The 26,409-nt window shown below is 66.3% G+C and carries 23 protein-coding genes and 1 pseudogene; 9 read left to right on the top strand and 15 right to left on the bottom strand.

The genetic code is table 11. The annotated features are described in order from the left end of the window. Positions 1-23: 23 nt before the first annotated feature. From Y900_RS20030 to Y900_RS20050, 5 genes and pseudogenes are all read left to right on the top strand, one after another. Complete coding sequence (locus Y900_RS20030) at positions 24-1,238, top strand: CaiB/BaiF CoA transferase family protein (protein ID WP_036344082.1); 1,215 nt, start codon at positions 24-26, stop codon at positions 1,236-1,238. A 26-nt stretch (positions 1,239-1,264) separates the two neighbouring features. After that, positions 1,265-2,399, top strand: a pseudogene (locus Y900_RS20035) (thiolase family protein). Between the two features lie 8 nt (positions 2,400-2,407). Next, positions 2,408-3,556, top strand: coding sequence for an acyl-CoA dehydrogenase family protein (locus Y900_RS20040; RefSeq protein ID WP_036344083.1), 1,149 nt, complete (start codon positions 2,408-2,410; stop codon positions 3,554-3,556). A 193-nt stretch (positions 3,557-3,749) separates the two neighbouring features. Continuing rightward, positions 3,750-4,361, top strand: a complete 612-nt coding sequence (locus Y900_RS20045) for a TetR/AcrR family transcriptional regulator (RefSeq protein WP_036344085.1) — start codon at positions 3,750-3,752, stop codon at positions 4,359-4,361. Continuing rightward, the gene (locus Y900_RS20050; protein WP_036344086.1) at positions 4,358-4,864 is read left to right on the top strand and encodes a hypothetical protein; all 507 of its coding nucleotides are present in this window, start codon (positions 4,358-4,360) and stop codon (positions 4,862-4,864) included. Before Y900_RS20045 ends, Y900_RS20050 begins: the two co-directional genes overlap by 4 nt. A gap of 14 nt (positions 4,865-4,878) precedes the next feature. Here the strand turns inward: Y900_RS20050 and Y900_RS20055 are convergent, their stop codons facing one another. The 8 genes from Y900_RS20055 to Y900_RS20090 form a co-directional block, all read right to left on the bottom strand. After that, entirely contained in the window at positions 4,879-5,070 is a 192-nt protein-coding gene (locus Y900_RS20055; RefSeq protein ID WP_036344088.1) for a ferredoxin, read from the bottom strand. Beyond that, on the bottom strand, positions 5,067-6,269 hold the full coding sequence (locus Y900_RS20060; RefSeq protein WP_036344089.1) for a cytochrome P450: 1,203 nt from the start codon (positions 6,267-6,269) through the stop codon (positions 5,067-5,069). Before Y900_RS20060 ends, Y900_RS20055 begins: the two co-directional genes overlap by 4 nt. A gap of 97 nt (positions 6,270-6,366) precedes the next feature. Continuing rightward, on the bottom strand, positions 6,367-7,182 hold the full coding sequence (locus Y900_RS20065; RefSeq protein WP_036344091.1) for an NAD(P)-dependent oxidoreductase: 816 nt from the start codon (positions 7,180-7,182) through the stop codon (positions 6,367-6,369). After that, positions 7,179-7,997: an NAD(P)-dependent oxidoreductase gene (locus Y900_RS20070; RefSeq protein ID WP_036344093.1), complete on the bottom strand. Its 819-nt coding sequence runs from the start codon at positions 7,995-7,997 to the stop codon at positions 7,179-7,181. Before Y900_RS20070 ends, Y900_RS20065 begins: the two co-directional genes overlap by 4 nt. Beyond that, complete coding sequence (locus Y900_RS20075; RefSeq protein ID WP_036344094.1) at positions 7,997-8,866, bottom strand: alpha/beta fold hydrolase; 870 nt, start codon at positions 8,864-8,866, stop codon at positions 7,997-7,999. The genes Y900_RS20070 and Y900_RS20075 overlap by 1 nt, the downstream gene beginning before the upstream one ends. Positions 8,867-8,891: 25 nt before the next feature. Further along, positions 8,892-10,538, bottom strand: coding sequence for a thiolase C-terminal domain-containing protein (locus tag Y900_RS20080; protein ID WP_036344095.1), 1,647 nt, complete (start codon positions 10,536-10,538; stop codon positions 8,892-8,894). Beyond that, positions 10,535-10,816, bottom strand: a complete 282-nt coding sequence (locus Y900_RS20085; protein WP_420329831.1) for a ferredoxin — start codon at positions 10,814-10,816, stop codon at positions 10,535-10,537. The genes Y900_RS20080 and Y900_RS20085 overlap by 4 nt, the downstream gene beginning before the upstream one ends. An 8-nt stretch (positions 10,817-10,824) precedes the next feature. Then, positions 10,825-12,132 carry an NADH-ubiquinone oxidoreductase-F iron-sulfur binding region domain-containing protein gene (locus Y900_RS20090; protein ID WP_036344098.1) on the bottom strand — a complete coding sequence of 436 codons (1,308 nt, stop codon included), beginning with the start codon at positions 12,130-12,132 and terminating at the stop codon, positions 10,825-10,827. A 53-nt stretch (positions 12,133-12,185) separates the two neighbouring features. On the opposite strand from Y900_RS20090, the gene Y900_RS20095 reads away from it, so the two are divergent. After that, positions 12,186-12,659, top strand: coding sequence for a hypothetical protein (locus Y900_RS20095; protein ID WP_036344100.1), 474 nt, complete (start codon positions 12,186-12,188; stop codon positions 12,657-12,659). A gap of 14 nt (positions 12,660-12,673) precedes the next feature. On the opposite strand, the gene Y900_RS20100 is transcribed toward Y900_RS20095, so the two are convergent. Genes Y900_RS20100 through Y900_RS20115 form a run of 4 tightly spaced genes read right to left on the bottom strand, consistent with a single transcriptional unit; the run spans position 12,674 to position 16,240 of the window. Further along, a complete protein-coding gene (locus Y900_RS20100) occupies positions 12,674-13,582 on the bottom strand; it encodes an alpha/beta fold hydrolase (protein ID WP_036344102.1) in 909 nt (302 codons plus the stop codon). After that, a complete protein-coding gene (locus Y900_RS20105) occupies positions 13,579-13,971 on the bottom strand; it encodes a Rieske (2Fe-2S) protein (RefSeq protein WP_036344104.1) in 393 nt (130 codons plus the stop codon). Before Y900_RS20105 ends, Y900_RS20100 begins: the two co-directional genes overlap by 4 nt. A 4-nt stretch (positions 13,972-13,975) precedes the next feature. Beyond that, entirely contained in the window at positions 13,976-15,121 is a 1,146-nt protein-coding gene (locus tag Y900_RS20110) for an amidohydrolase family protein (RefSeq protein ID WP_036344106.1), read from the bottom strand. 27 nt (positions 15,122-15,148) lie between these two features. Further along, entirely contained in the window at positions 15,149-16,240 is a 1,092-nt protein-coding gene (locus Y900_RS20115) for an amidohydrolase family protein (RefSeq protein WP_036344108.1), read from the bottom strand. A gap of 228 nt (positions 16,241-16,468) precedes the next feature. Here Y900_RS20115 and Y900_RS20120 point away from each other — a divergent pair, with 228 nt between their 5' ends. The 3 genes from Y900_RS20120 to Y900_RS31790 all read left to right on the top strand — a co-directional run bounded on the left by Y900_RS20120 (position 16,469) and on the right by Y900_RS31790 (position 23,509). Then, the gene (locus Y900_RS20120) at positions 16,469-17,461 is read left to right on the top strand and encodes an acyl-CoA dehydrogenase family protein (protein WP_036344109.1); all 993 of its coding nucleotides are present in this window, start codon (positions 16,469-16,471) and stop codon (positions 17,459-17,461) included. Beyond that, the gene (locus tag Y900_RS20125; RefSeq protein WP_036344111.1) at positions 17,462-18,640 is read left to right on the top strand and encodes an acyl-CoA dehydrogenase family protein; all 1,179 of its coding nucleotides are present in this window, start codon (positions 17,462-17,464) and stop codon (positions 18,638-18,640) included. Between the two features lie 1,020 nt (positions 18,641-19,660). Next, the gene (locus tag Y900_RS31790) at positions 19,661-23,509 is read left to right on the top strand and encodes a beta strand repeat-containing protein (protein WP_051660169.1); all 3,849 of its coding nucleotides are present in this window, start codon (positions 19,661-19,663) and stop codon (positions 23,507-23,509) included. A gap of 63 nt (positions 23,510-23,572) precedes the next feature. Here Y900_RS31790 and Y900_RS20135 read toward each other — a convergent pair whose 3' ends face one another. Genes Y900_RS20135 through Y900_RS20145 form a run of 3 tightly spaced genes read right to left on the bottom strand, consistent with a single transcriptional unit; the run spans position 23,573 to position 26,071 of the window. Next, the gene (locus Y900_RS20135) at positions 23,573-24,937 is read right to left on the bottom strand and encodes a cytochrome P450 (RefSeq protein WP_036344113.1); all 1,365 of its coding nucleotides are present in this window, start codon (positions 24,935-24,937) and stop codon (positions 23,573-23,575) included. A 40-nt stretch (positions 24,938-24,977) separates the two neighbouring features. Continuing rightward, positions 24,978-25,175, bottom strand: coding sequence for a ferredoxin (locus Y900_RS20140; RefSeq protein ID WP_036344115.1), 198 nt, complete (start codon positions 25,173-25,175; stop codon positions 24,978-24,980). 35 nt (positions 25,176-25,210) lie between these two features. Next, a complete protein-coding gene (locus Y900_RS20145; RefSeq protein ID WP_036344117.1) occupies positions 25,211-26,071 on the bottom strand; it encodes a mycofactocin-coupled SDR family oxidoreductase in 861 nt (286 codons plus the stop codon). Positions 26,072-26,409: the final 338 nt, after the last annotated feature.

The raw sequence follows: 26,409 nt of genomic DNA on the forward strand, positions 1-26,409 counted from the left end.
CTGGCCGTCCGTATGGTGATCTGATGACTTCTGCGCAAGGACCGGCAGCCCCGCTGGCCGGTATCACTGTCGTGGCGTTGGAGCAGGCGGTCGCGGCACCGATGTGCACGCGCGTCCTGGCCGACTTCGGTGCTCGCGTGATCAAGGTGGAGAACCCGGCCGGCGGGGATTTCGCCAGGCACTACGACGATGTCGTCAACGGCCCGGGTGGCCTTGCGGCTCACTTCGTCTGGGCCAACCGCAACAAGGAATCGATTGCGCTGGACCTGAAATCGGCCGAGGGTCTGGAAGTCCTGCACCGGTTGCTCGACCGCGCCGACGCGTTGGTGTCCAATCTCGCGCCGGGTTCCACCGCCCGGCTCGGCATCTCAGCCGACCAGCTGCGTGAGCGCCACCCCGATGTGATCGCCGTCGAGATCGACGGGTACGGGGCAGGCGGCCCGCTGTCGAACAAGCGCGCATACGACCTGCTGGCGCAGTCGGAGTCCGGATCGTGTGCGGTGACCGGCTATCCCGGAAAACCGGCCAAGCCCGGACCGCCGATCGCCGACATCTCCACCGGGCTGTACTCGGCGTTGTCGATCATGGCTCTGCTGATCTCGCGGAACAGCCGGGCGCGGCGCGGCGCGGCCGTCACCGTGAGCCTGTTCGACACGATGATGGACCTGATGGGGTATCCGCTGACCTACGCCCAGCATTCCGGAATCGACCAGGAGCCGTTGGGGATGAATTCCCCGGCGGTCGCGCCGTACGGCTCCTTCGACACCGCCGACAATCAGACGGTGGTGCTGGGCACCACCAACGACCGGGAATGGCAACGGTTGGCGCGCGAGATCATCGACCGGCCAGACCTGGCCGACGACCCGCGGTACGCCAGCAACTCCGATCGGTGCGCCCATCGCGATGAACTCAACTCGGCCATCCAAACCTGGTGTGCGCAGCACGATCTCGCGCACATCCAGAAGACGGCCGATGCGGCGGGTATTGGCAACGCCCGCTACAATCTGCCCAGCGAGGTGCTCGCGCACCCGCAGTTGTCCGATCGCGACCGCTGGCGGACGGTGCAGACCACCGCCGGTGCCATCCAGGCCATCCTGCCGCCGCCGATCATCGAGGACTACGAGCAGCCGATGGGTCCGGTACCCGGTCTCGGTGAGCACACCGACGCGTTGCTGACCGAATTGGGCCTGTCGGACAACGACATCGGCAGACTGCGTGAGCAGGGTGCCGTCGCATGAACAATCGCCAGAACCAAGGAGAAGCCATGCGGGAAACGGTGATCGTCGAGGCGGTCCGCACCCCGGTCGGTAAGCGAAACGGCGGGCTGTCCAGCATGCATGCCGCCGACCTGTCGGGGGTGGTGCTGAACGCTCTCGCCGAGCGCACCGGGCTGGACCCCGCGACAGTCGACGACGTGGTGTGGGGCTGCGTGTCCCAGGTCGGTGACCAGTCGAGCAATATCGGCCGGTTCTCGGTTCTGGCCGGAATCGATTCCCGGCACGACAGTCAACCGGGCTTGCGGATCCAGCCAGCAGGCACTGGATTTCGCCGCGCAGGCAGTGATGTCCGGCCAGCAGGACGTGGTGGTCGCCGGCGGTGTCGAGGTGATGAGCCGCGTTCCGCTCGGGTCGGCGCGTGCCACCGGCATGCCCTATGGCCCCAAGGTGCTCGAGCGTTATGACGACTTCTCGTTCAACCAAGGCCTTTCCGCGGAGATGATCGCGCAGAAGTGGGGACTGTCCCGCACCGAACTCGACGAGTTCTCGGCGCGCAGCCACGAACTGGCCGCTGTGGCACAGGACCGCGGGGCCTTCGACGATCAGATCGTCCCAGTGGCGACCGATGGCGGTGTGATCAGCGCCGACGAGGGCATCCGCCGGGGGACCACAGTCGAGAAACTGGCCGGGCTCAAACCGGCGTTCACCGAGGACGGCGTCATCCACGCCGGCAACTCGTCGCAGATCTCGGACGGCGCGGCGGCGCTGCTGGTCACCACCGCCGAATATGCCGCCGCACAGGGCTGGACACCGCTGGCGCGCTACGTCGCGGGCGCCGTCGCCGGCGCCAACCCGGTGATGATGCTGACCGGCCCGATTCCCGCGACGGAGAAGGTGCTGGGCAAGACCGGCCTGGGCATCGACGACATCGGGGTGTTCGAGGTCAACGAGGCGTTCGCGCCGGTGCCGCTGGCGTGGCAGGCCGACACCGGCGCCAATGCTGATCGGCTCAACCCCCTCGGTGGCGCGATCGCGCTGGGCCACCCGTTGGGCGGCTCAGGCGCGGTACTGATGACACGCATGCTGTACCACATGCGCGACAACGGAATTCGCTACGGACTGCAGACGATGTGTGAGGGCGGCGGCACCGCCAACGCGACCGTCGTCGAGCTGATCGGCTGAGGGGCCTGATGCGCCGCGACCTTTTCACTGCCGACCACGAGGCGTTTCGGGAACTCGCTCGGGACTTCATCGAGAAGGAGGTCGTGCCCGCCTACCCGCAGTGGGAGAAGGCGGGCCGGATGCCACGCGAGACGTTCGCGAAGCTCGGGGAGACCGGGATCATGGGCGTCACGCTGCCCGAGGAGTACGGCGGCGGCGGTCAGGACGACTACCGCTACAACGTGGTCCTGCAGGAAGAAGCCGCCCGCGCACTGGTCACCTTGTCGACGGTCCGCACGCAGCTCGAGGTGATCCTGCCGTACTTCCTGCACTACGCGAACGACGAACAGCGGGCCCGCTGGTTTCCCGGGCTTGCGGCCGGGACGCTGCTCACCGCGGTCGCGATGACCGAACCGGGCACCGGGTCGGACCTGGCCGGGGTGCGCACGACGGCGGTACGGGATGGCGACCACTACATCGTCAACGGCGCAAAGACTTTCATCACCGGCGGCATGCAAGCCGATCTGGTGGTCGTGGTGGCCCGCACGTCCACCGACCCGGACAACCGTCGCGCCGGCCTGACCCTGTTGGTCGTCGAAGACGGGATGGCGGGCTTCACCCGCGGACGCGAACTCGAGAAGATGGGCTGCAAGGTGCAGGACACCGCCGAGCTGTCGTTCGTCGACGTCCGGGTGCCCGCGGCCAACGTGCTGGGGGAGGAGGGCCAGGCCTTCAGCTACCTCGGGCACAACCTCGCGCAGGAACGGCTCACCGTCGCGGTCGGTTCTGTCGCCCAAGCCCGCTCGGCGATCGCGGCAGCGATCGACTACACCCAGAGCCGCAAGGCATTCGGCACGCCCGTGGCCTCGTTTCAGAACACCAAGTTCGAGCTCGCTGCCTGCTCGACGGAGGTCGAGGCGGCCCAGGCGATGCTCGACCGCGCGGTGGCCCTGCACGTCGAGGGCGAGCTCAGCGGCGCCGACGCCGCCCGGGTCAAGCTGTTCTGCACCGAGATGCAGCAGCGGGTGATCGACCGCTGCCTGCAGTTGTTCGGCGGTTACGGCTACATGATGGAGTATCCGATCGCGCGCCTCTACACCGATGCGCGAGTGGCCCGGATCTACGCCGGGACCAGCGAGGTGATGAAGGTGATCATCGCCAAGTCGCTGGGTTTGTAGCCCGCCTGCCGTCGCGCTCGACCCGTCGCGAAATCGCCTTGATGGCTGCTGATGGCCCCCATTCACAGCCCTGACGTCGATGTCGGGACAAGCGATTCGCTTAGCCGAAACTTTTTCCGCTGAGACCCTTGTCACATCCGCCCAAACCAACCTACTGTGTGTTCACTAGGTTGGTCTGGCGGAAGGGAGTGCGGTGACGACGACGACTCGCCCCTACGCCACCCTCCTCGCCAAAGGAGAGGACCGTAAGCAGCGCATCCTCGACGTCGCGCAGCGGCTGCTGGCCCGCAACGGCTGGCGCAACACCACCCTCGCGCAGATCGCCAAGGAGGCCGGCGTCACCGCCGCGGGGCTGCTGCACCACTTCGAGTCCAAGGAGCAGCTGCTGCACGCGGTGCTCGACGCCCGGGATGCCGACGACAGCGAGCATGCCGACTATCTGACCGGCGACCTGGTCGAGGGCATCGCCAACGCCGCCGACCGGTTCGACCGGTCACCCCAGCTCGTCGGCACCTTCGCGGTGCTGATGGTGGAGAACATCGCCCCCGACGCTCCGCTGCACGACCGGCTGGTGGATCGCTACCGACAGGCGGTCGACATCATCGCCGACCGGATCCGCAGCGGTCAGGCCGAGGGCCGATACCGATCAGACGTGAACCCGGCCCGCAAGGCCGTGGAAATCCTGGCATTTGTGAACGGAATGGAGACCTCATGGCTGCTCGACCCGTCGATACCGCTGATCGATGTGTTCCGGGAGTACTCCAGGTCGCTGGCGAGCCAGCTGATGGCGCCCGCCGGATCATGAGATACCGGCTCGACATCGTCGCGCCCAGCGTCGCCGAGGCGGTGCGGCACGCCGGCGGCTGGATATTCGACCGCGTGATGGCGGGCTGGGATGTCAACGTCCTGCTCGCGCAGCCCGGCGACACCCGACCCCTGATGATCCTGGGCGCCCAGACCTCCGACTTCGAATCGATGATCGCGGCCGGTGACGATCAGCCGCACCCGCAGGCGCTGGCGGTGGCCGCCGACCTCCTCGATACCGACGTCCGGGTCCGCGAGGGCGTGCTGCGCGCACTGGACTACGGCATGACCGAGGTGGCGTTGTGGGGCGAAGCCCAGTCCGGTGATCTCGACCGCGACATCGACTCCGTCGAGCACCGCCTGAGCTCGGCGGCGCGCGTGTTCAAAGCACAGGCACTGGCCGCGGCCGATGTCGACGACGTCTCAGTCGCGGCGACCGAGACGTTCCGAAGCGGCGCGATGAGCTGCCCGCCGATCGGCGCCGACCTGATCCCGGCCGGCTGAGGGCGGACGGAAAGCTACTCCTTGATGGAGATGGCCTGCCGGGGGCACTGACGCACCGCGTCGCGGATCCGTGCCTCGTTCTCCGGGGTCACCTCGTCGGACAGGACATGCAGGTAATCCTGGTCGTCGACCTGGAACACCTCGGGGATGATCCCCATACAGATCGCATTGGCCTCACACAGGCCGAAGTCGACGTCAATCTTCATCGCAGCACCTTCACCGGTACATGGGAGTAACCCGCCACATTCTGCATCTGCACCCGGCGCAGCCCATCCCACTGGACTTCGTAGCGCGGCATGAAGTCCAGCAGCTTCTCCAGCGCGAGGGCGCTTTCCATGCGGGCAAGGGCGGCGCCCAGGCAGCTGTGGATGCCGTAGCCCAGGCCGAGGTTCTGCGCTTCGGTGCGGTCGCGGTCGATGTCGAAGGCGTCGGCGTCGGTGAAGGCGGCCGAGTCCCGGTTTGCCGATGCCAGCAGGAGGAACACCGGCTTGCCTGCCGGGATCTTGCCGCTGGGCACTTCAGTGTCCTTGAGGGTGTAGCGCACGTTGTACTGCACCGGCCCCTCGTAGCGGAGCAGTTCCTCCACCGCCGCGGGAATCTTGGACCGGTCGTCGAGCAGCTTGCGCCACTGGTCGGGGAAGCGGGCGAAGTTGACCGCGGCGGTCCCCATCAGCTTGGTCACGGTCTCGGCACCCGCACCGCCGAGAAGCGTTGCGAAACCGCAGATTTCGATGTCATCCAACCGGCGCATGTGGCCGTCGTCGTCGGGGATCTCGGCGGCGATCAGGCGGCTGATCATGTCGTCCTGCGGGTTCTCGCGCCGCTCCTGCACCAGGCCGTAGTAGTACATCGCGGTCTCGATATTGGCCTGCATGCCGGCCTCACTGGTCCCCATCTGACCGGGCTCACGACTGAGGCTGGTGTCGATCCAGTGCCGAACCTGCTGGCGGTACTCCTCGGGCACGCCGGCCATCCGGGTGATCACCTCGACCGGGAACGGCCCGGAGAAATCCTGGACCACGTCGAAGTTCTCCGGGTCGGCCCCGGCCAGATACTTGTCCGCCAGTTCGATCACCACGTCGCGCTGCGACTGCACTGCGCGGGGAGTGAAGGCCTTGTTCAGCAGACTGCGCATGTGCCGGTGCTCGGGCGGGTCCATGAAAATGATGGATTTCTGCGGCGGCTCGTCCGCTTTCACCATGGCCAGATCGCAACCGCGGGTCGACGAGAAGCTCTCATGATCTTTCAGCGCCGCCGCGACATCCTCGTGCCGGGAGAGGGCGTAGAAGTCCTCGCCTGTGTCGTAATACAGCGGCGCCTCGGCCCGCATGCGCTCGTAGATGTCGAACGGGTTGTTGAAGTACTCCTGCGAGAACGGATCGAAGACGAGTTCGGCCTGAGTCATTGCGTTCTCCTCCGAGGCGAGAGCTGGGCCATAAGCGTTACGGAAGGTTGGTTGAGTGTAACGCTAACAGTGGGGCTGACGGGAGAGCGGAAAATGGCTAATTCCCCTCACCTTTCGCGCTTGGAAGGCCGGCGTCGGCGGCCGCCCCCAGCAGTCCGAGGTCGGTCCCCAGATCGGCTGCGGTCGCGCGGACGACGGCGACATCCTTGCCGATGAATTCGCCGACGGCAGCGATGAATCCGCTCGCCGAGCCGACGCGCGCGATCGAATCCAGAGCTCGGCTGGTGCCGCTGCCGTGGGGGAGTGCGCCGAGCAGGGTGGTCTCGTCGACTCCGAGGCGACCGGCCAGCCCGACCGCTTCTGCCACGATGCCGATCTGCGCGGCGAACAGCGCGTTGTTGATCAACTTGACCCGCTGACCGAACCCCGTCGGTCCGACGTGCAGCACCGGATCGGCGTAGCTGGACAGCACCGGCCGCGCCTGCGCATACGCGTCGTCGCCGCCGCCGACGAACACCGTCACCGTTCCTGCGGCGATGTCATGCGGGCCGCCGCTCACCGGTGCGTCGAGCACGCCGATGCCGAGTTCGTCGGCCTGCGCGGCGACTTCTTCGGCCGTGCGCGGATTGCCCGTCGTGTGCAGGATCAGCACCGAGCCCGGGCGCATGGCACCCAGCAGGTCGTCGGCCTGGACGATCTGCCGCACCTGCTCGTCGGTGAAGACACAGAGAATCACCGCCTCGGCGTCGCGGGCCACTTCAGTCGGGGTTCCGGCGGCGCTGGCACCCAATTCGACCGCAGCGCTGAGCTTTTCGGGAGTCCTGCCGAGTACGGTGACGTCGTGGCCGGCGCCGGCCAGCCGCCGCGCCATGGGTGCGCCCATCCGGCCCGCACCGATGAAGCCCACTTTCACCGTGGGTTGTCCATCAACCTCAATGCGGCGTCGGCGGCGTCCAGCACCGCCCCGGGCTGGGCGCCTGCCTTGTCGGCGATGCCCGCGATCAGGCTGACGTCCTTGTGCAGCAGCCCCGCGGCGACCTGCTTGAGGATGTCGAGGCTGCCGCCGAAGCGGGCCACGCTACCCAGCGCGAAGCTGTTGGCCGACCCCCGGGTGATCACCTCCGACAGGTTCTCGGGTGTGATGCCCAGTGCCGCACCGAGATCCAGCGCGGTCTTGGCGGTGGCGATGTTCGCGGTGAACAACAGATTGTTCAGCAGTTTGGTGACCTGTCCGGAGCCGACGTCACCCAGGTGCACGATCGGATCGGCGTACGTGGCGAAGACCGGGCGGACCTTGTCCACCACGGCATCCTCGCCGCCGACCATCACGAGAAGCTTTCCCTCTTCGGCGGCCGGACCACCACCGCTGACCGGCGCATCGATGACCGCGACCCCCTGAGCTGCGGCCTGCTCGGCCAACTGACGGCAGGTGTCGGGGTGCACGGTGGCGTGCACAGCGATGATGCCGCCGGGCTGCAGCCCGGACAGCACGCCGCCCTCGCCGGTCGCCACCTCGAGCACGTCGGCGTCACCGACCACACACAGGCACACCAGGTCGCTATTGGCGGCCAGGTCCTGAGGTGAGGCCGCCACCGTGGCCGCGGTGTCGGCGAAGGGTTCCACCGATGCCGCGCGCCGGGCCCACAGTGTGAGCGGGTAGCCGCCTTCGACGATCCGGCGTGCCATGGGTGCGCCTTGGCTGCCCAGCCCGATGAATCCGACGCGCATTAGCCGGCCTCTCTGTCCAAATCGGCGGTGATGCAGTGTTTGAAGAACGACAAAACACTCGAGTGATACTGCGCCGCAGCGACACCCAGGCTCAGATTGTGGCCGGCGCCGCCCTGGTGGTGGATCTCCACCCGCGCCGACGAGCCGAACAGTGCGGCGATGTCGGCCATCGCTTCGGGCGTCGAGTCCCATACTCGCTCGTGCTCGGCGGCGGTGAAGCGCACCGGCGCGGTGACATGGCCGGCGAGCGCCGGGAAATCACGCCCGGCCCAGTGGGTCGAGATCTCCGCCTCTTGCGGCGGCGCGCCGGCGGAGCCTACGGCGTTGATCACGTCGGCGGGATAAAGCTCTTCGGGCGCCCAGATCAACTCCCGCAGACCGGCGGGCCGGTAGGTCGGCGTTGCCTGCTTGAGAATGGCTCTGGCAGCCGGGTATTGGCGCAAGCCGGTGCCGGCCAGCTCGAGACCCAGCAGGTCGTGACCGCGCTCGGCAACGGCCATCCGTAACGCGAGTTCGCAGCCGTTGGAATGCGCCAGGATGAACAGGCCGGCGCCACGATCTCGCTTGCCGAGCATCGCATCGGCGGCACCGTAGGCCAACTCGACCCGGCGTTGCGGCTCCCACATCGAATCGGAGTAGGGCGCCGACGCTCCGTAGCCCGGCCGGTCGAGAGCGATCGCGCTGAAACCCGCTGCGGCCGCGGCCCGTACGAACGACAGCTCGGGGTGGTTGGGGCAGTCGAAGTATGCCGCCGAGGACGCCCCGCCGTGCAGGGCGACGATGACTCCCTGCGGATCGGCCGCCTCGGCGAACAAGCCCGACATCGGGATCCCGTCGACCGGAACCATCCGGCGCACCGGGGTGCTCATGCGCGATCCGCCTTCGGTTTCTCGCTCATCCGTCCACTCGCATCAGCAGTACCCCGCTCGGCGTCAACCCTCCGCTGCTCGCCACCGCGACTCGGGCGCCCGCGACCTGCCGGTCGCCGGCCTCACCCCGCAGCTGGCTGACCGCCTCGTGGATCAGGCCCATGCCGTGGGTTCTCCCGTGGGAGAGCTGCCCGCCGTGGGTGTTCAACGGGAGCACACCGTCGCGGGCGATATTGGCGCCCCCGTCCAGAAAGTCCTTCGCCTCGCCGATGCCGCAAAAGCCGAGCGCCTCCAGCCACGACAAGCAGTTGAAGGTGAACCCGTCATAGAGCTCGGCGACGTCGACATCGCTGGGACGCAGCGAGGTTCGCGTCCACAGGTGCGCCGACTGGCCCAGCACCTGAGGCTCGTGGGTCAGCGTCGTCTGGTCCCAGTCGGTGCGTTCGACGATCTGGGTGCCGACGGCCTCGAACAACACCGGCGGCTTGGGCAGGTCGCGGGCGGCCTCCACCGCGGAGACGATCACGGCGACCGCGCCGTCACAGGGCACATCGCAGTCGTATAGCCCGAACGGCGTGGTGATCGGCCGCGCCGACAGGTAGTCCGCCATCGTCATCGGGTCGCGGTAGATGGCGGTCGGATTCAGCGCGGCGTTGGCCCGCTGGTTCATCGCGATCCAGCCCAGCGTCTCGCGGGTCGTGCCGTACCGGGCGAAGTGCCGTTGGGCGTTGAGCGCCAACGTGTGTGCGGCCGACGTCGCGCCGAACGGCATCTGCCAGCTGCTGGTGCGCGCCCCGCCGGGCGGGGCCATCTTGCCCTGCTTCAGCAGTTCCTGGAAGGTCGACTCCCACAGCGTCCGGAAGCACAGCACGTGCCGGGCCATCCCGGTGGCGACGGCCATCATCGCCGCGATGATGGACCCGCCCGGCCCGAAGGTGTCCATTCCGCCATTGATCCACGTGGGGCGCAGACCCAGCGCGCCCTCCAGTGCGGTCACCCCACCCTCGCCCATGCCTGCGATGTCGAGGCCGGGATAGGTGGACAACCCGTCGATGTCGGCGAACGTGAGCCCGGCATCGGCCACCGCGGCTTCGCAGGCCTCGACGGTCAACGACAACGGGTTGACCATCAGACGGCGCCCCAGCCGGGACGCGCCGATTCCCGTGATCGCCGACCGCTCCTCGAACTTGCTGGTGGTCAGCGGCGGCCGGACATACTTGGCGAAGTCCTGCGGGGCGATCTCGTCGGCCGGCTGCTCGGCGATCTGTTTCGGGGTCACCGGGCGGAACAGCGGCAGATAGACGTCGTCGTTCTGCTCGAAGACTACTTCGACAAGCTGGCCGAGTTCCAGATCGGCGGGGTCCGCGTCGATGATATTGGTGGTCAAGCGGACTCGAGGATCCTCCTGGATCGCCACCTGGGCCACCACGTAAGGTGCGGGCAAGCCGGGAATGCTGAACCGCTCGTTGACGGTGAACGCCGACAGCACCGCCTTGCCGCTGACCGGCTTGGCCTTGAGGTCGTGGCTTCCGCAGTACCGGCACACGGGCTGTGGCGGATGGATCAGCGAGCTGCAGCCCTGGCACTCCTGGATCCGCAGGGTGTCGTCGGCTCCCGAGGTCCAGAAGAACTCGTTCTCGCCGGTGACCTGAGGCAGCGGGGCGCGGGTCACTGGGCGAAGCCCCAGCGGGCCTCGAAGACCGGTGATTCATCGGCCGGTATGTCCGCCGGCCTGGTCTCGCCGTCGAACTCGTTGTCGCTGATCTCGATGATCGCGTGCACCGGGCAGTCGAACAGCGCCCGTAGGACATCGTCGCGGTCGGCTCCGGCCACTCTGCCGTCCCCGATCAGGGACGCGTAACCCCAGTCATCGAGCGAAAAGTGCTTGGGCGCGTGCTTGGCGCAGGCGCCGAACCCGTCACAGAGCGTCCGGTCCAGCCGAATTCGGATCTCACCGCTCATCGCTGCGTCACCGCCTCCACCTCGTAGGGACGCTGGGCGCTGAATCGGCCTGCCCCGCACGGATCACAGGCACCGGCCAGATGTTGTTCGACAACCGCGGGGAAATGCTTGAGAAGGCTGCCCGCGACGTTGGCCGCGCCGTCGAGGGTGGCGCAGGCGCCCCGGCCGCGCAGCACGACCGACCAGCGCTCCAGACGGGCGACGTCCTCGGTGGTGGCCGCACCATCGCGCAGCGCGCCCGCGGCAGCGGCCATCGCCGCCGTGCCGTTGAAGCACGACCCGCACTGCCCGGCGTTCTCACGGTCGAAGTAGGCCAGCACCGACGCCGCCACGGCCACCGGGCAATCGTCGGTCAGAATCGCCACTGCGCCGCAACCGAGGCCGCATCCGAGCTCGCGGAACGTCTCGTGATCCAGGGTGGTGTCGAGCACGTCGCGGTTGAGCAACCCGGCGAAGTAGCCGCCCATCAGGGCGCCCTGCACCGAGTCCGGCGAAACGCCGTGTACGGCAAGCACATCGCGGAACGGCATGCCGTGGGGCACCTCGTAGAGGCCCGGTGGCCGTCCCGCGCCGGTGATCGTCATCAGAAAGGTGCCCGGTGAGGCCGCCGTGCCGGCTGAGCGGAAGGCCGCGGCGCCGTTGCGTTGGATATACGGCAGGTTCGCCAGCGTTTCGACGTTGCTCACCAGAGTGGGATGTCCCGCCACGCCTTGCTGGAACGGCCGTGGCGGCTTGTCGGTCGGTTTGGCAGGTCCGCCGTTGACGGCTCGCACCGCGGCGGTTTCCTCACCGGCGACATAACCGGCGGCCACGGTGACGATCGAAATCTGAAGGCCACCAAGCGTGTCGAAGCCCACTTCGCTGAGCGCGCCGTCCACGGCACGCGCCGCGTCGAGATCGGAGACGTAGACGTAGGCATGCTGGGCGCCGACCAGCCGGGCCGCCAACCGCACGCCGTCGAGCACCAGATGTGGACGGTGGCGCAGCAGCCAGCGGTCCTTCACCGACGCGGGCTCGCCTTCTTCGCCGTTGGCCAGCACGACGGTCGCATGGCCGCGGGTGTACGCGGCGCGCACGGTGCGCAGTTTGACCGCCAGCGGAAAGGCGGCGCCGCCGCGTCCGAGCAGCCCCGCGCCTTCGACCTCGGCGAGCAGACTCTCGGTGCTGTCCAGCGGCGAGTATCCACCGACGGACACATACGCGCTCATGCTCTCCACCGTTGCCGGCAGTCGCAACAACCGGGGGGTGACTCCCGGTGCACAGGCGACGGTCAAGGCCGTGCCTGCGGGTGCGGTGGCATTCATCGGTCACCTCTTCTGATTCGGGCACCCGGCGCGAGATCGCTAGGCTGAGGCCCATGAGAACGGCGGTGGTGCGTGTCGATGTCGACCCGGCCGGTGAGCTGACGCCGGCTGAGCTCACCGCGGGTGTCGCCGCGCTGCGCGCGCTCGCCGACGACAACGGAGTGACCGTGGTCGACAACAACCTCGCCGCGATGCCGCGGGGTCGCCGTGTTGCCGAACTGCTGATCGGCAATACCGCGGTCGACGATCTGCCGCGCATCGGAGTCACCCTGTGCGTCAAGGCATTCGGCACCGAACCGGTGGTCGGTGTGGTGACCTACGTCAGTCGCGGGACCGACGAAGATGCGCACGGCGTGCTGGCGGGGTTCGGTCTGCTCGGCGAGATCGCCCGAACCGCAGGCGACGACGGCTACGACATTCTGGACGTCACGCTGAGCAAGGCCGACATGGCGCGCATCCCGGAGAGTCGGGTGCACACCGCCCTGGAGGCGTCGACCAACTGCGAGATCCGTATTCGACTGGTCTGAGTACAACCGGATTGTCATCGGCCCAGGAAGTCCAGAATGGCCGGGGCTGCCTGCACCCAGGTGTCGAACATGTTGAAGTGCTTGACTTTTCCGGATGCGCGGTCCTCGCCGGCGCGCTCCCAGGCGTCCTCCGGCCACGGTGGGTCGATCAGCGTGGAGCCCTTGATGAGGCAATTCACCTCGAGCGAGGTGCGCTTGGGGTGGTCCCAGTCGTTCTCGCCGCCGCGGATGATCAGGGTGGGCACCGTGATGTCGCCGAAGAACTCGTCGTCGACGCCGGGGATCGCCTGACCGGGCTTGGGCACGAACGCATTGAGCCAGCGCAGCATGACTCGGAGGAACTCGTCGGGATCCATCGCCAGGATGCGCTCCTTGTTCGCCGGGTTCTCGGCGATGCGCTCCTTCCATTCATCCACGTGCAGAAGGCCTTTGATGCCAAGGCCACGCACCGCGAGGATGCTGGGCACCAGATAGTAGGAGCCCAGCACGAAGCTGCCGTAGACGCCGCCGACGATGTTCCACGTCACCAGCTTGGTGGCGATCTCGGGATACAGGATCGTGGTCAGTATCGAGTCCCGGGCGCCGCCCGAGCCGCCGGCGATGATGCAGGGACCGATGCCCAGTCCGGTGATCAGCCCGTGCAGTGTCTCGGCGCGCATGTGGGATTCGCTCTGCCCGTAGAACTGTAGGTCGGACTTCCCGCAGTTGGGCCGGTCCCACAGCAGAACCCGGTAGCCGCCCTTGACCAGTTCCTCGGCCAGCGGTCGCAACCCCTCGATGTCCTTGCTGTACCGACCACCGGGCGTCAGGGCGATGAAATCACCTGCTTCGCCCAGGATCTCGTAGACGACGTTTCCACCGTTGATCGTCAGAACCTGTTCGCCGTCACGCAGCTGCGGACCCGCGGTCACCGGCGTACTCATGCCATCACCAGAACATCGTCGCCCACCACGCGTACCGGGTAGGTGCGGATACTCCACTCCGGCTTGACCGCCGTCGTGCCGGTCGCCAGCTCGAATCCCCACTGGTGCCAGGGGCAGTAGATGTACTCGAGATCGCGCACCATCACCGCGTCGCCCGGAACGCTCTCGTCGACGATATTGCGCCCACGCGGGCGTCCCGAGCACAGCGGGCCACCTTCGTGCGGGCAGTAGTTGGCGATCGCATAGAACGTGCCGTTGACGTTGTACACCCCGACGCCATGCCGACCGATCGGCACCAATTTGTGCGTGCCGGGCGGAATTTCGTCGACGCTCGCGACGACGTGCTCTCGGCCCTGCGCCAGACGGGGCTGCTTCTCGGGTTTGGTCATCTGCTCAGAACACCCGCGTCTGACCCTCGAGGGCCGGGACGGTGTCGGGCAGACCGTACGTCTCGATGCCGTTGCGGAACATCACCGCTTCTCGCGCATGCTCGGGCAGGTGCTTCACCAGCCAGCGCGGATCGTCGTAGGTCCAGTGCGGGTAGTCCGAGGAGAACAGCAGGATCTTCTCGCATTCCATCCATTCGAAGGCCCGCAGCAGTTCGGTCTTGTCCTCGGGATAGTCCAGCGGCTGGGTGGTGAACTTGATGTGGTCTTTGACGTACTCGCTGGGCTTGCGCGTGATGTCCAGCCAGGATTTGCGGGCCTCGTAGATGGCGTCCATCCGCCACATCAGCGGCAGTATCCAGCTGAAGGCGTGCTCGACGAACACGATCCGCAACGTGGGGAACCGGTCGAAGAGCCCGTCGAAGATCATGCTCATCACCTGGTTGGCGGCCAGCAGCGAGTAGCTGACCATGAAATCGTGGTTGTAGCTGGGGAGTCCGACCGGCGGGATCGGCAGAGTCTCGAAGAAACCCCGCGACAGGTGGCAGCTGACCGGCTTGTTGGCCTTGACGGCCGCCGCCCAGATCGGATCGTATTTCGGGTCACCCCACGACGGTCGCGGCTCGGCCTTGATCATGACCTGGGCCATGTACGGGTGCTCGGCCCACTTCTCGATCTCGCGGGCTCCGCCTTCGGGGTCTTCGATGGCGACCAGGATCGAGCCGCGCCAGCGTTCGTGCCAGTTCGTCTTGCTGTCCAGCCAGTGCTCGGCCTGCCAGGTGTTGTGCGCGTAGGACAACGCCGCGGTGGCTTCGGGGATCCGGCAGGGCGCGTGCGCGGGTTCGAGGATGCAGACGTCGGCACCGGCTTCCATGATGGCCTGGCGTAGCGCGAGGTCGGGGTCGCTGCAGGCGAATTCGCCGTCGTCGGGGAAGGTGTCGACGCGCATGGCGTACGCATGCGCGTAGTCGGGAGCGTCATAGTAGATCGTCTCGCCGACCCGGTGGTTCCTGAAGTACTTGGTGCGTATCGGTTCAGGGATGTACTCCTGGAGCACGCCACGCTTGGGCACCGGGTGGACATCGGAGTCGACGCACCGGATCGCGATGCGTTCGGCGGGAGCGACTCGCTCCTGGCTATGGGTGAGAGTCATCGTGATCTCCTTAGCTCTCTGTGCGAGTCAGTGTGTTCCGACGCCGGCGGGAATGTCTATGCCGTAGAGCGCTGCGGCGTTGCGCCAGCAGACTTTCTCGCGCTGCTCGGCGGTCCACGCGCTGGGCAGGGCGTGGACGTCGCCGCAATGCCAGTGCGGATAGCTCGAGCCGAACATCAGCATGTCCTCCTTGCCGGTGAAGGACAGCCATTCATCGGCGAATTCGGCGTCGCCCGGCCCGTCGAGGCTGTTGTGGATGAAGTGGACGTGCCCGGGCAGATAGTCACTGGGCATCTTCGGCGCCCACGGGGTCTGTTCCAGGTGCGGCCGTCCGAAGCAGTCCATCCGCCACATGAACGGTGTCAGCATGTCGCCGGCGCCGTCGGCGAACACGAACTTCAGGTCCGGCATGCGCTCGAACACGCCCTCGGCGATCAGGTTCAGCAGGTGATAGATGTAGCTCAGGGAACTGAAGCCCAGGTACTGCTCGAAGGTCCTGGTGTGCCCGGACGGCGTCGGGGGGAACGCGATGCCCTCACCGGTCTCGATATGGGTCGCCACCGGCAGGCCGGCGTCGACGGCCGCCTCCCACAGATCCCAGAACTGCGGCTTGCCGTACAGCTCCCGGGACTGCAGCGGAATACCGATCTGTACGACGCGCGGGTGATCCTTGTACTTCTCGATCTCCCGCAGCGCGCCGCGGATGTCATCGGGGTTGACCCGGATGGTGCCACGGAACCGCCCGCCGAATTCGGGATGATCCAGCCAGCGCGAGACCATCATCTCGTTATGGGCGGCCAGGATCGCCGTGCCCAGGTGCCGGTCGGGCATGATGCCGCGGCCCATCGGATGCAACACCGCGACATCGACTCCGCGATCGTCGAACAGCTGCTGGGCGACGAAGGCCGGGTCGGAACCCGGGTACTGCCGGTCCGGCCCGCGCGTCCCCTCGAGGTATTCGCCGCCCGGTGCGCCGTACCAGTCCATTTCGTAGTCGGGGAACCCGCGGCTCTTGAACGGCTCCCGCATCACGCCGCGCAACTCGGGGGTGGACCCGAAGAAGATATGCACGCTCGCGTCGATGACAGGAGTCGTCGTCCCGTCGCGGTGCTTTATCACCAAAGCCCCTTCCGGAGGTCCGTGTGCGAGTAACCCAAGTTCTTCCACAGCAAGAATACTGTTCTCGCGTTTGAGAGTAGAACCTCGTTACCACTTTGCCTCAACCGACCGTAGGCAGCAAGCAAATCAGCCGGTAGAGTGCGATACCGTCTTAGGAGAACCTATGGTTCACGAATAGAGAATCAGATTTCCATTCGGGTGCTCTGAGTCCCGGGTAGGAGGCGGCGAGTGCTACTGGAATTCGATGCTGATCAGCGGTTGTGGCAGGACACCGTGCGCGACGCGGTGGCCAAACAGTGCCCCGCCTCACTGATCCGCGGGATCGCCGAAGACGGCGTCGACCCGACCCCGCTGTGGGAGTCCTACGTGGACGCCGGATGGACGGAGCTGGCCGAACCCGAGAACGCGGTCGAGCTGGCGATCGTGCTGGAGGAATTCGGCAGGGCGACGGACCCGACGCCATTCCTGGCCACCCTCACCCAGTTCGCGCCGCTGGCCGGCGATCGCTACGACCCCCGGCAGGCGGGGACCGCGGTCTTCGAGGGCATCACCGCTCATCGCGACGACGGGGGGTGGGTGCTATCCGGAACCTCCCGGTACGTCCTGGATGCCGACCGGGCGCAGAAGCTCGCGGTGGTGACCGACGCCGGTGTTTTCCTCGTCGACGCCGCCGTTGCCACCGTCTCCCGGGTCTCGGTGTTCGATCCGGTCATGCACGTCGCGGATGTCACCTTCCCCGGAGTCGTGGTGTCCGACGCCGATCGGGTGCACGCTGACCCGGAGCGGGCCCGCCACCTCGCGCTGACCGGAGTCGCGATCACGACGGTCGGGGCGTGTCAGCGCATCCTCGACCTGGCCCTGCAGCATGTCCGGGATCGCCACCAGTTCGGAGTGCCGATCGGCTCCTTCCAAGCGGTGCAGCACAAGGCGGTCGACATGCACGTCGCGATCGAGCGGGCCCGTGCCCTGGCCTACTTCGCCGCCTTGACCATCAGCGCCGATGATCCACGCCGCCGATTGGCCGCCGCGATGGCGAAGGCTGCGGCCGGCGATTGCCAGTCGGTGGTGTTCCGGCACGGCCTGCAATTGTTCGGGGCCATGGGGTTCACGTGGGAGAACGACGTTCAATTCGCGCTCAAGCGGGCCAAGTCCGGTGAGCTCATGCTGGGCGGCGCCGCTGAACACCGCGCCGTGATCGCCGACGAGTACAGGGAACTGTAGATGCAACTTTCGTTCGATCCCGACGTCGAGTCATTCCGCGACGAGTTCAGTGCGTTCCTGGACGCCAACCTGCCCAGCGAGGCCGAAACCCAGGAGCGGCCACGGTCGGTGTCGCACATGCCGGCCTGGGCGCGGCGCTGGCAGCGCCTGCTGTTCGACAACGGCTGGCTGCTGCCCGGTCAGCCGCCCGAGTTCGGCGGCCGTAATGCGTCGATCCTGCAGCAGTTCGTGCATCTCGAGGAGCTCTGCCGCCGCAGGATCTATCACAGTTTCAACCCCCAAGGTGTGAATATCATTGCGGCGTCGCTGATTTCGTTCGGATCCGACGAGCAGAAGCACCAGTGGGCGGTGCCCGTGCTCAAGGGTGAGAAGACCGCATCGTTGGGAATGAGTGAGCCGAGTGCGGGGTCGGACCTGGCCTCCCTGCGCACCCGCGCAGTCCTGGACGGCGACCACTTCGTGGTGAACGGCCAGAAGGTGTGGACCTCGGGTGCCCACGATGCCGATTTCCTGCTGACGTTCGTCCGGACCGACCCGGACGCCCCCAAGCACAAGGGCATCAGTGTGCTGCTGATCCCGACCGACCTGCCTGGGGTGGTCTGCCGGCCGTTTGCGTCTATCTGCGGGATCGACGACAAGGACTTCAACGAGGTGTTCTTCACCGATGTCCGGGTCCCGGCCGAGAATCTGGTCGGTCCGTTGAACGGTGGTTGGGGGGTGGCCAACGGATCGCTGGGCCACGAACGCACGATGATGTGGCTAGGGTTCGCCGACCGGATCGCCAACATGATCGGGGACTTCGAGCCGAAGACGCCGCTGGAGAAAGACCAGTACGCCTCGATGATCATGGACTACCAGGCATTGCGACTGATGGGTTCGGAAGGACTGGCCAAGGCTGCACGCGGAGAAACCGACGTGGCCTCGGTGTCGGTGGTCAAGCTGTTCGGTTCCGAGGCCGAGCTGCGAGCGTCCGAATACGCGCTCGCGGCAAGCGGATCCGACGGGTTGGTACACCCGTCCAGCACCGGGCCCTACGCGCATCTCAATCTGGACCACTACTTCGCCAGCTGGTTCGAGCGTCATGCCCGCAGTTTCTCCGGAACGATCGCCGGGGGTACCTCGGAGATCCAGCGCAACATCATCGCTGCGCAGGTGCTGAGCCTGCCCCGGTCCAAGTAGACGCCGCACCAAGCCCCGGCCGCGCGCGGCGCGGGTCACGCCAGGCTCCCCGCGGGCGATTCCTGGCGTGCTGGTCGCGCGCCTGGTGGGAGCAGCTTTCTGCCTGGGGGTTAATTCGGGCGTGCGGTGGGTATAGAGCTTTCACTCGATCGGATCCAGGGTGTTGGAAACCTGCCGGCACCGCTCTGTGAGTCGTTTGCTGACTGAATTCTGACGTCGTCAAGAGGCTCTCAGGAATTCTCAGGTTATTCCGAGTTGAGCAGGGCGCTAAATCAGCCTCAGTTAACTCACAACGCAAGCAAAACAGCCATAATCGCGTGATCTCAGCGAATAGTTATCGCGCCGCTACCCGCCGGCGTTACCCCGGTCCGAGAACTCGTTACCTGGGCACTCCCTCACTGGTCCCGTCCGTACTCGACACCAAACTGCGTAGACCGCGATATTCCCCATGGCGTCGCGGTTCAAACCGGTTTCTGCAAACTGGTCGGGCCGCTGAGCATGCATCGGGGTGAGCGCCCCATCGACCGGCCCCGGGCCACACCGGCGGCGTGTCGCGCCTGCGATTCGCGATGAATTTTTCCCGGCCCGTGGAACGCCCGTCTCCCAGCAGCAGCGAACCAGCCGTTTGCTTAAAACCGCCGCGCAGGTTCTTGCTGATCGTTCGCTTGGCTCACGATTTCCGTGGGTCGGACAGGGAGGGCTGGGGTGGTCGCGATGCCGGCTGGGGTCCGCGTCGGGTTACCTCGTTAGGCGTGCTTAGGCCCTTCGTGCGCGACGGCATGACGCACCCGAAGCCGTCGGCGCCGGCCCCGGCGACAGCAGACGCACAATTCTTTGCTGAAACGATATATGCGCACCCGTTAAATACTTTCGGCTAATTTCGATCTAGCTAACTCGAATCGAAATGGTCACGGATTCGGCACAGCAACGCCAAAAAACTGAGAGCAAACACTTGGCTACTTAGCTTCTTCTCAGGTATGTTCGCGGCTGTCGGGGCACAGCCATTTTGAAGGGGAAGTCATGGACGTTGCTGTTCGGTCGTATCTGACCGCGGGGGTGGCAGTCTTCGGGGCCAGCGCGATTGTGCTGGCGCCCATTCAGGTGACACCGCCAGATCTGCATCTGGTGCGTGATCGCGCTATGTCGGCACTTGCCGATGTGTCACTGTCCTCTTTGGAAGACGTGATCCAAGCCATCAACAACGGGTGGAACGGTGTCAAAGGCGGACTCAACGCCCTCAACAGCGCCGCTGACACCGCGATCACACAATTCGGCGATGCCCTTCAGGCGACTCTGATCGCCGGAATCGGTTCGGGCAACACTGCTCTGCAGTCCGTCGTCGACGGCCTGCTGAACGGTGGAAGCGACCTCGCCCGCGCGGTCGACAACGCCATCGCGGCATTCCCGAACCCGCAGGCGTTCATCGACGCGGTGGTTCAAGCCTTCTCCAACATCGATGTCAATCTCGGGCTGGCGCTCCGGGCCGCGCTGAATGCGGCACTGAACCTGAACCTGGCCCTGAACCTGAACGCGGCAGACCTGGCCAACGCGTTGATCGCCGGCGGTGCCGCTCTTGCCGCGGCGTTCAACGCCGCGGTCGCGGGCTTCCCGACCCCGGCCGACTTCGCGGCGGCGTTCGAAGCCGCGCTGGCCGCCGTCAACCCCACGCTCGGCATCGTCGGCAACGTGATCACCAACCTCACCGGAGCGCTGGGTGACGTCATCCGAGCCGCGATCACGGCCAAGGTGGAGATGTTCCAGGCGGTGCTCACCGCACTCGCTGACAGCGGTAGCGCCCTGTACGCGGCCTTCCAGGCTGCGCTGACGGCGTTCCCGAACCCCGCGGCGTTCATCACCACCCTGGTTCAGGCCTTCACCAACATCAACGCCAACCTGGGCCTGCAGTTGATGCTCGCGCTCAGCGGCGAGATCAACAGCGTGGGAGACCTGCTCAAGGCTCTCGTCAACGGTGGTGCCACCCTGGCGGCGGCGTTCAACGCGGCCTTGGGTGACTTCCCGACCCCGCAGGCCTTCGTCAACGCGCTCACCGGTGCGCTGGCGGCGCTCAACCCCACGCTGGGTGTGCTCGCGAATGCGTTCACCACGTTCACCGGTCAGCTGGCCACCACGATCCAAGCCGGAATTGCGGCCGGGCTCACCGGTTTCCAGGCGCTGCTCAACGCACTCGGTAACCCGCTGAGTGCACTGTCGGCGGCGTTCCAGGCGGCGCTGAAGGCCTTCCCGAACCCGCAGGCGTTCATCAACGCTCTGGTTCAGGCGTTCAGCAACATCGACGTCAACCTGGGTCTGGCCTTGCAGGCCGTCATCAATGCCTCGATCGACGGTCCGCAGGCCTTCCTTCAGGCACTGATCTCGGGTGGGGCGGCATTGGCTGCGGCGTTCAACGCAGCACTGGCCAACTTCCCGAGCCCGCAGGCCTTTGTCGACGCGTTGGTCGGAGCGTTCGCAGCGCTCAACCCGACCCTGGGCATCCTGGCGAATGCGTTCACCACGTTCACCGGTCAACTGGCCACCACGATCCAGGCCGGAATTGCGGCCGGGCTCACCGGTTTCCAGGCGCTGCTCAACGCACTCGGTAACCCGCTGAGTGCACTGTCGGCGGCCTTCCAGGCAGCGCTGAAGGCCTTCCCGAACCCGCAGGCGTTCATCAACGCTCTGGTTCAGGCGTTCAGCAACATCGACGTCAACCTGGGTCTGGCCTTGCAGGCCGTCATCAATGCCTCGATCGACGGTCCGCAGGCCTTCCTTCAGGCGCTGATCTCGGGTGGGGCGGCATTGGCTGCGGCGTTCAACGCAGCACTGGCCAACTTCCCGAGCCCGCAGGCCTTTGTCGACGCGCTCACCGGTGCGCTGGCGGCGATCAACCCGACCCTGGGTGTGCTCGCGAATGCGCTGACCACGTTCACCGGTCAGCTGGCCACCACGATCCAGGCCGGAATTGCGGCCGGGCTCACCGGTTTCCAGGCGCTGCTCAATGCGCTCGGTAACCCGCTGAGCGCGCTCTCGGCGGCCTTCCAGGCAGCGTTGAAGGCCTTCCCGAACCCGCAGGCGTTCATCAACGCTCTGGTTCAGGCGTTCAGCAACATCGACGTCAACCTGGGTCTGGCCTTGCAGGCCGCGCTCAACGTCGGCGTCGACGGGCTGCAGGGATTCGTGAACGCACTGGTGAACGGTGGTGCGCAGCTGGCGGCGGCGTTCAACGCGGCGCTGGCCAACTTCCCGAGCCCGCAGGCGTTCGTCGACGCGCTCACCGGCGCGCTGGCGGCGATCAACCCCGCGCTGGGCGTGCTCGCGAATGCGTTCACCACGTTCACCGGTCAGTTGAATGCGACCATCCAGGCCGGAATTGCGGCCGGGCTCACCGGTTTCCAGGCGCTGCTCAATGCGCTCGGTAACCCGCTGAGCGCGCTGTCGGCGGCCTTCCAGGCAGCTCTGGCGGCGTTCCCGAACCCGCAGGCGTTCATCAACGCTCTGGTTCAGGCGTTCAGCAACATCAACGTCAACCTGGGCTTGGCCCTGCAGGCCGTGATCAACGCGTCGATCGAGGGCCCGCAGGCGTTCCTCCAGGCTCTGGTCAACGGTGGGGCAGCACTGGCGGCGGCGTTCAACGCGGCGCTTGCCAACTTCCCGAGCCCGCAGGCATTCGTGCAGGCGTTCGCCAACGCACTGGCGGCGCTGAACCCGACCCTGGGCATCCTGGCCAACGCGTTCACCACGTTCACCGGTCAGCTGGCCACCACCATCCAGGCCGGCATCGCGGCCGGCGGAACCGCTTTCCAGGCAGTGCTCGACGCACTCGGCAACGGGGCCACCGCGCTGTCGGCGGCGTTCCAGGCAGCTCTCGCTGCCTTCCCGAACCCGCAGGCGTTCATCAACGCGCTGGTCGATGCTCTGGGCAAGATCAACGTCAACCTGGCGCTGGCCTTGAAGGCAGCGCTCAACGTGAACCTTGATGGGGCACAGGCGATCATCGACGCGCTGGCCAACGGCGGTGCGCAGCTCGCCGCTGCCTTCAACGCGGCGGTGGCCAACTTCCCGAGCCCGGCCGAGTTCGTCACCGCGGTCACGGGCGCGCTCGGCGGCGGTCTGCAGGTCGCGCAGCAGGTGTTCAACCAGGGTGCCGCGGCACTCGAGGCCGGCCTGAACGCCGGTGTCGCAGTGGGCAACCAGATCATCAATGCGCTGGGATCCGGGCTGGTCCAGGGTGGCGCGGCACTCAACGCCGCGATCAATGCCGCACTGAAGGCATTCCCGACGCCAGAAGCTGTGGTCAACGCCCTGGCATCGGTGGGCACTCAGTTTGCGGCAGGGCTGAACTCCCTGGTCAAGGCGCTCAACGCCAGCCTGGGGATCAATATCAGCTTCAACCTCGGCGGTATCCACATCGGTGGAAGCGTCAACGCCGGAGCTGGGGCTGCGGCTCTGGCTGCGGCGGGTGCCACGGCTGGTGCCGCGGCAGGGGCTGCCACCAAGGTGGCGGGCGTCAACGACTCGGCAACGAGCACCGGCGGCAATGCGCCGACCGTCTCGCTGAATGTCGCCGATTCCCCGGCGCCGACGTCCTCCAAGACGACGGCACCGAGCACGAAGGTCTCGGCTCCCAAGCTGAATCTTCCGGCACCGCCGAAGATCTCGCTGCCCGCGCCGCCGAAGATCTCGTTGCCCGCGCCGCCGAAGATCTCGTTGCCCGCGCCGCCCAAGGTGTCGCTGCCGTCGCTGCCGAAGCCGTCGACCAATGGATCTTCGGATACCAAGGCCGGCAGCAAGGCGGACAGCTCCGCCAAGGGCTCGGGTTCGGGCTCGGCCAAGAGTGGATCCGCAGGCAGTGCGAAGAAGGGCGCTGCCTAACCAGCACGAAACGAACTGTGGCCCTCTCCGGAAGGAGGGGGCCACAGTCGTTCGTTCAACCGTTCACCAGTCGATGACGGCGGCTTCTTTGCGTTCGGTGATGGGGCGAGCCAGACCTTGCTCCTCGCAGATCCGCTGCAGGTTGGCCAGTGTCTCGTCGAGCCCCGGACCGAGGCGAGGTCCGGGAGTGAAATCGGCAGGCAGGTGTTTCATGCCCTGGATGACGCCGATCGTCTCGTAGTGCACCGTGCCTTCCTGGTCGCAGATGTAGTCCGGCATCCGGTCCAGCACGGCGGTGACCATCGACTTGAACACCGTCCGGGCCACGTTCGACCCCACGCAGCGGTGCACGCCGATGCCGAAACTGAAGTGACGGTTACCTTTTCGGTCCAGAACGACCTCGTTGGGCTTGTCGAAGACGGACGGATCGCGGTTGGCCATCGCCCACGACAGCCACAGCCGCTCACCCTCCTTGAAGCGATGTCCCTCGACCTCGACGTCCCCGGAGAACGTGCGGCCGTCACCGGGCGCGGGGGTGTAATACCGCAGGAACTCCTCTGTGGCGGGGTCCAGCAGCGCGTCCCTTTCGCGGCTGAGCCGTTCCCGCTCGGCGGGATGCTCGCTCAGCCATTCCAGTGAATGAGCGGTCAGGGCGGTTGTGGTGTCGAAGCCCCCGCCGATGATCAGCCCGAGGTTGCCCAGTATCTCCAGATCGGGGGCGGGCTCGCCGTCAATCCGTAGTTGCAGCAACGCGTTGACCAGGCCGGGTCGCGGATTCTCGCGGACCTCCATCATGGTGGTGACCATGTCGAGGCCCATCTGCCGGTTCATCTCGGCCACGCGCGCGGCGTCCGGCGAGTGTTCCGGGGTGGACACCGACAGGTGGGCGGGCTCGCTGTAGACCGGCCACTTCTGCAGCTCGATACCCATCATGGCGAGGGTGAGCACCGCGGGCACGATGTTGGCTAGGTCATCGACGAAGTCGATGTGCCCCGACTCGATCTTCTCGTCGAGCGACGCACGGACGATCTCGTCGACGAACGGCACCCAGCGCTTGACCGCAGCGGGGGACAGGTACGGGTTCAGCGCCCCGCGGTACGAGCTGTGTTCGGGCTCGTCCATTTCCAAGATGCCGCCGCGAACCACCGTGGCTCGCTGAGCCTTCGGGATGGTGATGCCTTTGTAGGGTGTCTCGCCGGTGAGGTCGTGGTGGTTGGAGACCACCGGACAGCGCGCGAGTTCGAAGACCTCCTTGCTACCGGCGGCCACCCAGTGACCGTCGTACACATCAGTCCACGCCATCGGGCAGCGGGACTGCATCTCCTCGGTGATCTTCTCGAACTGCTGCCGATATTCCGGCGTGTGCCGATCGAAGTGATAGGTCGGCTGCTTTCGTTCGGTGTCGTCGGCGACGTCATCGATACTCAAGGCATTGTCTCCCTTGACATTTGGCTGGCAAAACTGGAGGTCAGTCCTCTTCGATGAGGATTGCCTGTTCCGGGCAGGAGTGCGCGGCTTCGCGCACGAGCTCGATCTGGTCGGCCGGAACCTCCTCGGTCACCGGCGACGAACTGCCGTCGATATCGCTGAGCTCGAACATGTCTGGAGCGATCATGGCGCACAGCGTGTGTCCCTGGCACCGGTCCTGGTCGACCCGAACCTTCACAGATTCCCTCTCAAATCTCTTGGTAGTTCCGGTGTTCAGACGTGGTAGTCGTACCACTTGAGGTAGCCGCCGGCATCCACGCGCAGCTGCATACCGGTGACGTAGCGGGCCTCGTCCGACGCCAGCCACAGCACCGCGTTGCTGATGTCCAGTGGCTCGACGAAGTTGACCTTCATCGCCTGCTGGATGCCGAATACCGGCTCGGCGTCGGCGCGAGTCGGGTTTTCGAGATCCGGCCGGAACGAGCGATACATCGGGTCGCTCTGCAGCATATCGGTGTTGCAGTTGGTCGGGTGAACGACGTTGGCCCGGATACCCCGCACGGCGAGCTCGGTGGCGAGATCGTGGACATAGTTGGACAGCAGGCGTTTGGCGACCATGTAGGACATCCCGCCTGGGTCCGCGCCAGGGTTGTCCTTCTGGTGTGCGTCCATCAGCGCCGCGGTGGAGCCGGTCGCGATGATCGAGGCGCCCTCTTCCAGATGGGGAAGCGCCACCTGGATCGCATTGATGGTTCCGATCAGGTTGGTGTTGATGACATCGCACCACGCCTGCAGTGGCGGCTGCCCCTTCATCCCGGCGATGCCGGCCTGGGCGACGACGATGTCGACCTTGCCGAACTCGGCGAGACCCTGGTCGAGGGCCGCCTTGAGTTCGGCGGCCTCACGAACGTCGGCCTGCGCGGTGACGATGCCGCGCCCGGTCTTCTTGACCAGTTCGGCGGTCTCCTCGAGGTCCTCGGGGGTCGCCATCTTGTAGCCGATGGTGTCGATGTCCTTGCACAGGTCGACAGCGATGATGTCGGCGCCTTCTTCGGCCAGCCGCAGGGCATGGCTGCGGCCCTGCCCGCGCGCGGCACCGGTGATGAAGGCAACTCTGCCCTGGACTCGTCCCACGGGTATTCCTCTCTCTGACTGCTCTTGTTGTGTTGAAAAGTCTTGTGGTGCCGCTACTCAGGTGTCGCTCCGCCGTTCACCCAGCGGCTGCGATGTCGACGATCTTCTTCCAGTCATCGAAGGCTTTGTCGAGGAATCGCCGAAACGAGGTGTGGCCCGAACCGCCACCGGTCGCCACCGCACTCGTCACCAGCGATCTCCATCGCGGTCAGGACAGGGCAGACGCGCCTCACCACGGCGTGCACGTCCGGTCGTGTCGCCGATCCAGCCGATCTCGTAGTTCAAGAATCGCCCTTTCTGATATGAGAACGCTACTCTCGGTGTGATCCATTTCGCAA

The organism is Mycolicibacterium aromaticivorans JS19b1 = JCM 16368 (assembly GCF_000559085.1).
Taxonomy (GTDB): Bacteria; Actinomycetota; Actinomycetes; order Mycobacteriales; family Mycobacteriaceae; genus Mycobacterium; species Mycobacterium aromaticivorans.

Coding starts and splice junctions, on each gene's coding strand:
- Y900_RS20095 (WP_036344100.1), top strand. CDS start 12,186: ATGAGAACGGCGGTGGTGCGTGTCGATGTCGACCCGGCCGGTGAGCTG.
- Y900_RS20110 (WP_036344106.1), bottom strand. CDS start 15,121: ATGACTCTCACCCATAGCCAGGAGCGAGTCGCTCCCGCCGAACGCATC.
- Y900_RS20070 (WP_036344093.1), bottom strand. CDS start 7,997: ATGCGCGTCGGATTCATCGGGCTGGGCAGCCAAGGCGCACCCATGGCA.
- Y900_RS20030 (WP_036344082.1), top strand. CDS start 24: ATGACTTCTGCGCAAGGACCGGCAGCCCCGCTGGCCGGTATCACTGTC.
- Y900_RS20090 (WP_036344098.1), bottom strand. CDS start 12,132: ATGAATGCCACCGCACCCGCAGGCACGGCCTTGACCGTCGCCTGTGCA.
- Y900_RS31790 (WP_051660169.1), top strand. CDS start 19,661: ATGGACGTTGCTGTTCGGTCGTATCTGACCGCGGGGGTGGCAGTCTTC.
- Y900_RS20125 (WP_036344111.1), top strand. CDS start 17,462: ATGCAACTTTCGTTCGATCCCGACGTCGAGTCATTCCGCGACGAGTTC.
- Y900_RS20075 (WP_036344094.1), bottom strand. CDS start 8,866: ATGAGCACCCCGGTGCGCCGGATGGTTCCGGTCGACGGGATCCCGATG.
- Y900_RS20055 (WP_036344088.1), bottom strand. CDS start 5,070: ATGAAGATTGACGTCGACTTCGGCCTGTGTGAGGCCAATGCGATCTGT.
- Y900_RS20105 (WP_036344104.1), bottom strand. CDS start 13,971: ATGACCAAACCCGAGAAGCAGCCCCGTCTGGCGCAGGGCCGAGAGCAC.
- Y900_RS20100 (WP_036344102.1), bottom strand. CDS start 13,582: ATGAGTACGCCGGTGACCGCGGGTCCGCAGCTGCGTGACGGCGAACAG.
- Y900_RS20040 (WP_036344083.1), top strand. CDS start 2,408: ATGCGCCGCGACCTTTTCACTGCCGACCACGAGGCGTTTCGGGAACTC.
- Y900_RS20060 (WP_036344089.1), bottom strand. CDS start 6,269: ATGACTCAGGCCGAACTCGTCTTCGATCCGTTCTCGCAGGAGTACTTC.
- Y900_RS20050 (WP_036344086.1), top strand. CDS start 4,358: ATGAGATACCGGCTCGACATCGTCGCGCCCAGCGTCGCCGAGGCGGTG.